Below are 7,247 nucleotides of genomic sequence, written 5' to 3'. Positions count from 1 at the left end.
TCGTTGCAAATGCTCGCCATAGCCCGAGCTATGGCTGTGCTTTGCGCCTAGATCCGAGGCGTTGTGACGCGCACTTCGGTCACGGCCAAGAAATTCCCAGCCTCTGAGCGGTGCGCCCCGGGGCGCATGCGCACAGCAGCCGCCGGCGTCCCCGGACACACCCCGATACGCTGCGGGAATCTGTCTTACAAGGAAACGCGGGTTTTGCGGCGATAGTGTGGCATCGCTGGCAGGCCCCCTGCGCCCTGTGCATGCCTTTGCACCCCACGGTGCCGCTGTGCCTGCCGTGTGTGCACCGTGCCGTACCATGCCCCCGTTCATCCCAACCAAAGCCGCCTGCCGTGTCCCGTAGCCCCCTCTCGCACACTGCCCTTTTTTCAACGCCGGCCCGATGGTCGGCGTTGCTGCTTTTCAGTGCCGCCTCGTCGTTGCTGCTGCAGGGCTGCAGCCTGCTGCCCGGGCGGGGGGGCGAAGAGGCGCCGCGCGATGCGGCGTCGAGCCCCATCGAGGCGGACAGCGATGGCAGCCCCTCGTTTGCGGTGGAGGTGCGCGGGCCGGACTCGGTGCGCGAGACGCTGGAGCGGCACCTGGAGCTGCAGCGCTTTCGCCAGTTGCCCGACCTGCAGGCCAGCGAGCTGCAGCGCCTGCTGGGCGCGGCCGATGCCAATGCGCGCGAGCTGCTGGGCACGCTGGGCTACTTTGCACCCACCATCACGGTGGAGCTGACCGAGACGCCCGACGCGAAACTGGCGCCGCGCACGGTGGTGATCACGGTGGACCCGGGGCCGCAGACGCACATTGCCAAGGCCGACATCACCTTTGCCGAGGCGGTGAGCAACGCGCAGGACGGAGAGGGCCGCGCGCGCCAGCTGCGGCGGGTGCAGAACGGGTGGGGGCTGCCGCCGGGCAAGGCGTTCACCCAGTCGGCGTGGGACGGTGCCAAGAACGATGGCCTGCGCCAACTGCAGGTGCGCCGCTACCCCACGGCGCGCATCACCAACAGCCGTGCCGAGGTGGATGCCGACAAGCACGAGGCGAACCTGAGCGTGGCCTACGACACGGGCCCGCTGTACCGCTTTGGCCCGCTGCGGGTGGACGGCAACCAGCGCTACGACCCCGATGGCGCGCGCCGCCTGGCGCGCCTGCCCACGGGCGCGATCTACGACGAGACGGAGCTGCTGGATGCGCAACTGCGCCTGGCCAGCAGCGGGTACTACGACGCGGTGTTTTTGACGCTGGACACCGAGGGCACCGACCCGCTGGCCGTGCCGGTGGTGGCCCAGGTGCGCGAGGCGCAGTTGCAGAAGGTGGTGTTTGGTGCCGGCCTGTCGACCGACAGCGGGCCGCGCCTGACGATTGACCACATCCACAACCAGATGCCCTTGCTGGGCTGGCGCGCGGTGAGCAAGCTGTCGCTCGACCGCAAGAACAAGCTGCTCAGCACCGAGTGGACCGACCTGCCCGGCGAGAACGGCTGGCGCTGGTTTGCCGGCGGCCAGGTGCAGCGCGAGGACACAGGCGACTACGAGACCAACAGCGCCCGGCTGCGCAGCGGCCGCAGCAAGAGCACCAAGAACATCGACCGCAACTACTTTTTGCAGTACGACTATGCCAAGAGCCAGGGGCTGAACGCCCCGCCCTCGGGCACGGCGTTGAGCATCAACTACGGCTGGACGGGCCGCTACTTCAACAACAGCACCGCCCCCACGCGCGGCCACGGCATTGCGGCAGAGCTGGGCGTGGGCACCACGCTCACGCCCGAACGCGACCCCTTTGTGCGCACGCTGCTGCGCTGGCAGAGCTTCATCGCCGCGGGGCGTGTGGAGGCAGACGACGGTGCATCGCGCGCAGCGCGGCTGTCGGTTCGGGCCGAGGGCGGGGCGGTGTTTGCACGCGAAGGCGCGCAGTTGCCTGTGACGCAGCTCTTTTTGACCGGTGGCGACACCACGGTGCGCGGCTATGGTTACCGCAAGATCGGTGCGCGCACCGACAACGGCCAGCTCTACGGCGGGCGCTACATGGCCGTGGGCAGCCTGGAGTGGCAGCGCCCCATCGTCTACAAGGGCAGCATGACGGACTGGGAAAGTACCCTGTTCGTGGATGCCGGCGCCGTGGCCGACAAGGTGGGCGACCTGGACCCGCGCGTGGGCGTGGGTGCCGGTGTGCGCTGGCGCAGCCCGGTGGGCCCGCTGCAAGCCGACCTGGCCTATGGAGTGCAGGCCAAGGAGCTGCGGTTGCACCTGCGGCTGGGCTTCAGCTTCTGACCGGACCCTCGTCTTTTTTTACCCCTCACCGCCCGCCTGATCCTCTGACCGATTGATTGATGTCCGCACGCAACCTGCCTTCCTCCGCCACTGCCAACCGCTCGCCCGATTTCAGCGCCGGGTCGTCGGCACCGCCGCCACCGCCGCGCAGGCGCCGCAGCTGGCTGCGGCTGCTGGCCTGGCTGGTGCTGGGCCTGCTGGCGCTGGTGCTGGCCGTGGGCGGGGGCGCGTGGTGGTGGGCGGGCAGCAACACATCGCTGGCCCTGGCGCTGGCGCGGGCCGCGCAGTATTTGCCGGCGGACCAGAAGCTGGAGAGCCGCGACGTGAGCGGATCGCTGCGCGCGGGCGGCAGCATTGGCTGGCTGCGCTGGAGCAGCCCGGCCATGGTGGTGGAGGTAGACGGAGCGCGCATCGGCTGGCAACTGGCCCCGCTGCTCAGCCGCAAGGTGGAGCTGGGCGAGGTGCATGCCGCTCGTGTGCGCATCACCCCGCAGGCCACGGCGCCCAGCAGCACCGAGCCCCTGAAACCGCTGGAGCAGTTGGTGCTGCCGGTGCAGGTGAGCGTGCCCTTCAAGGTGGACAGCCTGGAGTGGGCGGGCTCGCCCGAGCAGCAGATCAGCCTGGCCGGCAAACCGCCGCAGCAGGAAGGGCGGGCCGGCCGGCCCGCCGTGCAGGCCCAGAACCTGGCCGGTGACTACCGCTACGACGGCAGCGAGCACCACCTAAAGATCGACAACGTGGAGCTGGCCCAGGGCCGCTACAGCGCCCGCGTGAAGCTGCAGGCCCAGGCCCCCATGGCCATCGACGCCACGGTGGACGGCACGGTGCAGACCACGCCCCCGGGCGGCGGCAACCCGCTGCAGGTGGGCGCGCATGCCACGCTGCAGGGCACGCTGGCCACGGCGGCGGCGCAGTTGGAGCTGGCCGCGCGGCTGCAGCCGGTGGCGGTGGCGGCCCAGGTCGCGGCCTCGTCGGCATCGGCACCCCTCGCTGCACCGCGCAAGAACGCGCCCGCAACTCCCGCCAAGGCAAGCGCCCCCACCGAGCCCATGCAGGCCGATGTGCAGGCCACCATCCTGCCCTGGGTGCCCCAGCCGCTCAAGCAGGCACAGGCCACCCTCAAGGCGTTGGACCTGGCGGCCCTGTGGCCCCAGGCGCCGCGCACGCTGCTGCATGGCACGGTGCAGGTGGACCCGGTGGCGGCCACTGCTGCTGCCCCTGGCGCCCCTGCCGCACCCCCGGCCCCGGCATCCACACCCACCTCGCCCGCTGCGACGCCCTCACTCGCCGGCATGGGCTGGAACATCGAGGCCGACCTGCGCAACGACTTGCCCGGCCCGTGGGACACCAAACACCTGCCCCTGGCCGCGCTGCAGGCCCTCGCGGGCTTTGACGGCGCGCGCTGGGATGTGCCTGCGGCCACCGCCACCATCGGCACGGGCAAGGCGGCTGGCACCATTGCGCTGAAGGGCCAGTTCACCCCTGCCACCGGCGCGGCCGAGGGCCAGGCCGAGCTGCGCAACCTGCGGCCTGACGCGCTGCACACCGCGCTGGCGGCGGCACCGCTGGGCGGGCGCATCACGGCCCAGGGCCAGGCCGACCAGGCCGTGCGCTTTACGGCAGACATCCGCGCCACGGGCACGGCCCCTGCGCAAGCCCCCGTGCAGGCTGCGGGCAAGAAAGGCGCCCCGCTGCTGCGCATCAACGTCTTCACCGCGCAGGGCCAGTACCTGGCGCAGACGGGTGGCGGCACGGTGCAGCTGGACCGCCTGCTGCTCGACGCCCTGCAGGCCAAGGTCGAGGCCACGCAGCTGCGCGTGGCCATTGGCGAACAATCGGCCCAGGGCCAGCTGCGCGCCACGGTACCGGGCGCCTCGGCCAGCGCCAATGGGCAGATAGCACCCACCAAGGGCGCGGGCGAGTTGCAGGTGCAACTGAGCGATGCCGAGCGCACGCAGGCCTGGCTGGCCAGCCTGCCGGGCATGGCGGATGCAACCAAGGGCGCCACGGCCAAGGGCCAGGCACAGATCAATGCGCGCTGGACGGGCGGCTGGCAGACCGCTCAGCGCCAGGTCGAGGCCCTGGCGGCCGGCAAGGCCCTGCCCGCAGGCGGCAAGGACGCCGCGAACAACTTCACCCTGCAGGCCCGCGTGAACGCACCCCAGCTCGACGTGGCCCTGCCACCGGGCAAGGGCACTGCAGGGGGTGCAAGCCCCATGTCCGCGATCCAGCTGCGCGGGGTGAATGCCGAGGTGGCGGGCTCGCTCGCCCAGGCCACGCTGGCGCTGGATGGCGAGGCCCGCACCGGCACGCAGCGCGCCACGGTGCGCACGCGCCTGTCGGGCGGCATGGGCGGCGCCAACGAATGGCAGGCCCAGGTGACCGAGTTGCGCCTGCAAGCGCAGGACACGCAACTGCCCGGCCCCTGGGCCGTGCAGTTGGCCGAGCCGGTGACCGTGAAGCTGCGCATGGGTGCGGCCACGCCAGCCCCTGCTGCTACGGCATCGGGCACCACCACGGCCACCAGCGCCGCCCTGTCGGTGCAGGCATCGGCCGGCCAGGCGCGCATCACCGGGCCAGTGCCGGGCACCGCCACGCTGCGCTGGCAGCCCATCACCTACGCCGGTGGCGGCGGCAGCCCGCTGCGCCTGCAGACGCAGGGCAGCCTGCAGGGCCTGCCCATGGCCTGGGTCGATGCGCTTGGCGGCGGCAGCGATGCCGCCGGCAAGCCGGCCCAGCCCCTGCTGGCCCGCCTGGGCCTGGCGGGCAACATCGTGTTTGACGGGCAGTGGAACGTGGACACCAGCAACGGCCCCCTGCGCGCCAGCGCCAGCGTGCGCCGCGCCTCGGGCGACCTGCGCATTCTGGCGGTGGACTCGGCCGCCATCACCACCGTGCAGAGCAGCGGCCAGGGCACCGGCGCGGGCAGCCCCAAGGCCACCGTGACCGAAGAGCCCGGCAGCGGCAGCAATGCCGGCGTGCGCCAGGCCGAGCTGAGCCTGGAGGCTGAGGGCGATGCCCTGCGCGCCAAGCTGGTGTGGGCCAGCGACCGCGCCGGCGAGGTGGACGCCACGGCCAGCACCCGCCTCACCCTGGGCAGCACCCTGGCACAGACCACGCTGGCGCCCGACGCACCGCTGGCCGCCACCCTGCGCGCTCGCCTGCCCGACGTGGGCGTGTGGTCGGCCCTGGCGCCGCCGGGCTGGCGCGTGCGCGGCACGCTGGATGCCAACGCCACCTTGTCGGGTACCCGCGCCGCGCCGCGCTGGGCCGGCACGCTGGGGGCCGACGAGCTGGCCGTGCGCTCCGTGCTCGACGGGGTGGATCTGCAGGGCGGGCGCCTGCGCGCCGCGCTCAACGGCAACCAGCTCGATATCACCGAGTTTCGCTTGAAGGGCGGCAGCGGCAGCAAGGCGCGCATCCCCGGCTACAGCGGCAACCGCACGGCGGCCCCGCAGGACGGTGGCAGCCTCACCGGCACGGGCCGTGTGACCTGGGGCGATGCGGCAGCCAACAACAACAGTGGCATGTCGGGCCTGGCCATGAGTTTTCAGGCCGAGGCCAAGGCCCTGCAGGTGCTGGGCCGGGCCGACCGGCAGGTCAGCGTGTCGGGCAAGGTGCAGGCGCAGTTGCAGCAGGGCCAGTTCAGCGTGCGCGGGCAGCTGACCACCGACCGCGCCACCATCATCCTGCCCGACGAGACCGCGCCCAGCCTGGGCAGCGACGTGGTGGTGCGATCCGCCGCCAAGGACCGCGAGGCCCAGGCCAAGGCCCAGGCCGTGGCCAAGGCGACGCAGGCCGCCGCGCAGCCCGCCACCGGCACCACACCCACCACGGCCAAGCCGCCCGACATCGCCATCACGCTGAACCTGGGGCGCGACTTTGCGCTGCAGGGCCAGGGCATCACCACGCGCCTGACAGGCGAACTCGACATCCGCAGCAGCTCCGTGCCCGGCGCGCCCCCGCGCGTGATCGGCGAGGTGCGCACCGAGCAGGGCCGCTACCGCGCCTGGGGCCAGGTGCTGGACGTGGAGACGGGGCTCATCCGCTTCAGCGGCCCGTACAACAACCCCTCGCTCGACATTTTGGCGCTGCGCCCCAACATCAGCGTGCGCGCCGGCGTGCAGGTCAGCGGCTCGGCCCTGGCACCGCGCGTGCGCCTGTATTCGGACCCCGACCTGCCCGACGCCGAAAAACTCTCGTGGGTGGTTCTGGGCCGCGACGCCGCGGCCGGCGGCGCCGAAGCCGCCGTGCTGCAGCAGGCCGCCCTGGCCCTGCTAGGCCGCAAGGGCGGCGGCGGCACCGCCAACGTCGCCAGCCGCCTGGGCCTGGACGAGATCGGCTTCAAGGGCCCCGGCTCGGGCGACGACGCCACCGGCGCGGCCCTGACCTTCGGCAAGCGCCTGTCCACCGACCTGTATGTGACGTACGAGCGCAGCCTGTCGGGCACGCTGGGCACGCTGTACATCTTTTATGACCTATCGCGCCGGCTCACCCTGCGCGGGCAGACGGGGGCGCAGAGTGCGGTGGACATCATCTATACGCTGAAGTACGACTGATGCGGCATTGCGTTCAACCGCCTGGCGTCGTTGGTTCGCCTTGCCGTGCTACAGCACTGTCTGCGGCTTCCCGCCTAGCCATGCGGCTCAACGCAAAGCCGCATGCGGGGGCAGTCAGCGCGAAAACCCGTCCTTGCCGCAAGAGCACCCGCGCAGCCCCTACAATCGCCCGCTGCGTCCTCCTCGTAGTTCAATGGATAGAACGAGTGCCTCCTAAGCGCTAGATACAGGTTCGATTCCTGTCGAGGGGACCACCCCAGGCCTTGCAAATCAATGATTTGCAAGCGCGTCACAGGCTCTGGGGACATGCCGGGGGCACGGCACCATCGACTACATCTCCCCCCAGCCGCCTCGCTGCGGACTGCCTTCACAGCACGCCCAGCATCTGAACCGCAGGCCGTGGCTCCACAGCCGCCAGCCGAAC

Annotated in this window: 2 protein-coding genes and 1 tRNA gene; all 3 read left to right on the top strand. The window is 71.6% G+C overall.

What is annotated here, in order from left to right:
• Positions 1-341 precede the first annotated feature (341 nt).
• The 3 genes from ASE31_RS11630 (at position 342) to ASE31_RS11620 (ending at position 7,077) form a co-directional block, all read left to right on the top strand.
• A complete protein-coding gene (locus ASE31_RS11630) occupies positions 342-2,264 on the top strand; it encodes an autotransporter assembly complex family protein (RefSeq protein ID WP_057201794.1) in 1,923 nt (640 codons plus the stop codon).
• Positions 2,265-2,323: 59 nt separating this feature from the next.
• The gene (locus ASE31_RS11625) at positions 2,324-6,823 is read left to right on the top strand and encodes a translocation/assembly module TamB domain-containing protein (protein WP_057201793.1); all 4,500 of its coding nucleotides are present in this window, start codon (positions 2,324-2,326) and stop codon (positions 6,821-6,823) included.
• 179 nt (positions 6,824-7,002) lie between these two features.
• A tRNA-Arg gene (locus ASE31_RS11620) sits at positions 7,003-7,077 on the top strand.
• Positions 7,078-7,247: the final 170 nt, after the last annotated feature.

The organism is Acidovorax sp. Root217 (genome assembly GCF_001428645.1).
GTDB lineage: Bacteria > Pseudomonadota > Gammaproteobacteria > Burkholderiales > Burkholderiaceae_C > Acidovorax.
Note: the sequence above shows the minus strand (reverse complement) of the source record. Positions and strands in the feature narration are given on the sequence as shown.

Bases quoted from the DNA above. Each gene is read 5' to 3' on its own strand.
- ASE31_RS11625 (WP_057201793.1), top strand. From the start codon at position 2,324: ATGTCCGCACGCAACCTGCCTTCCTCCGCCACTGCCAACCGCTCGCCC.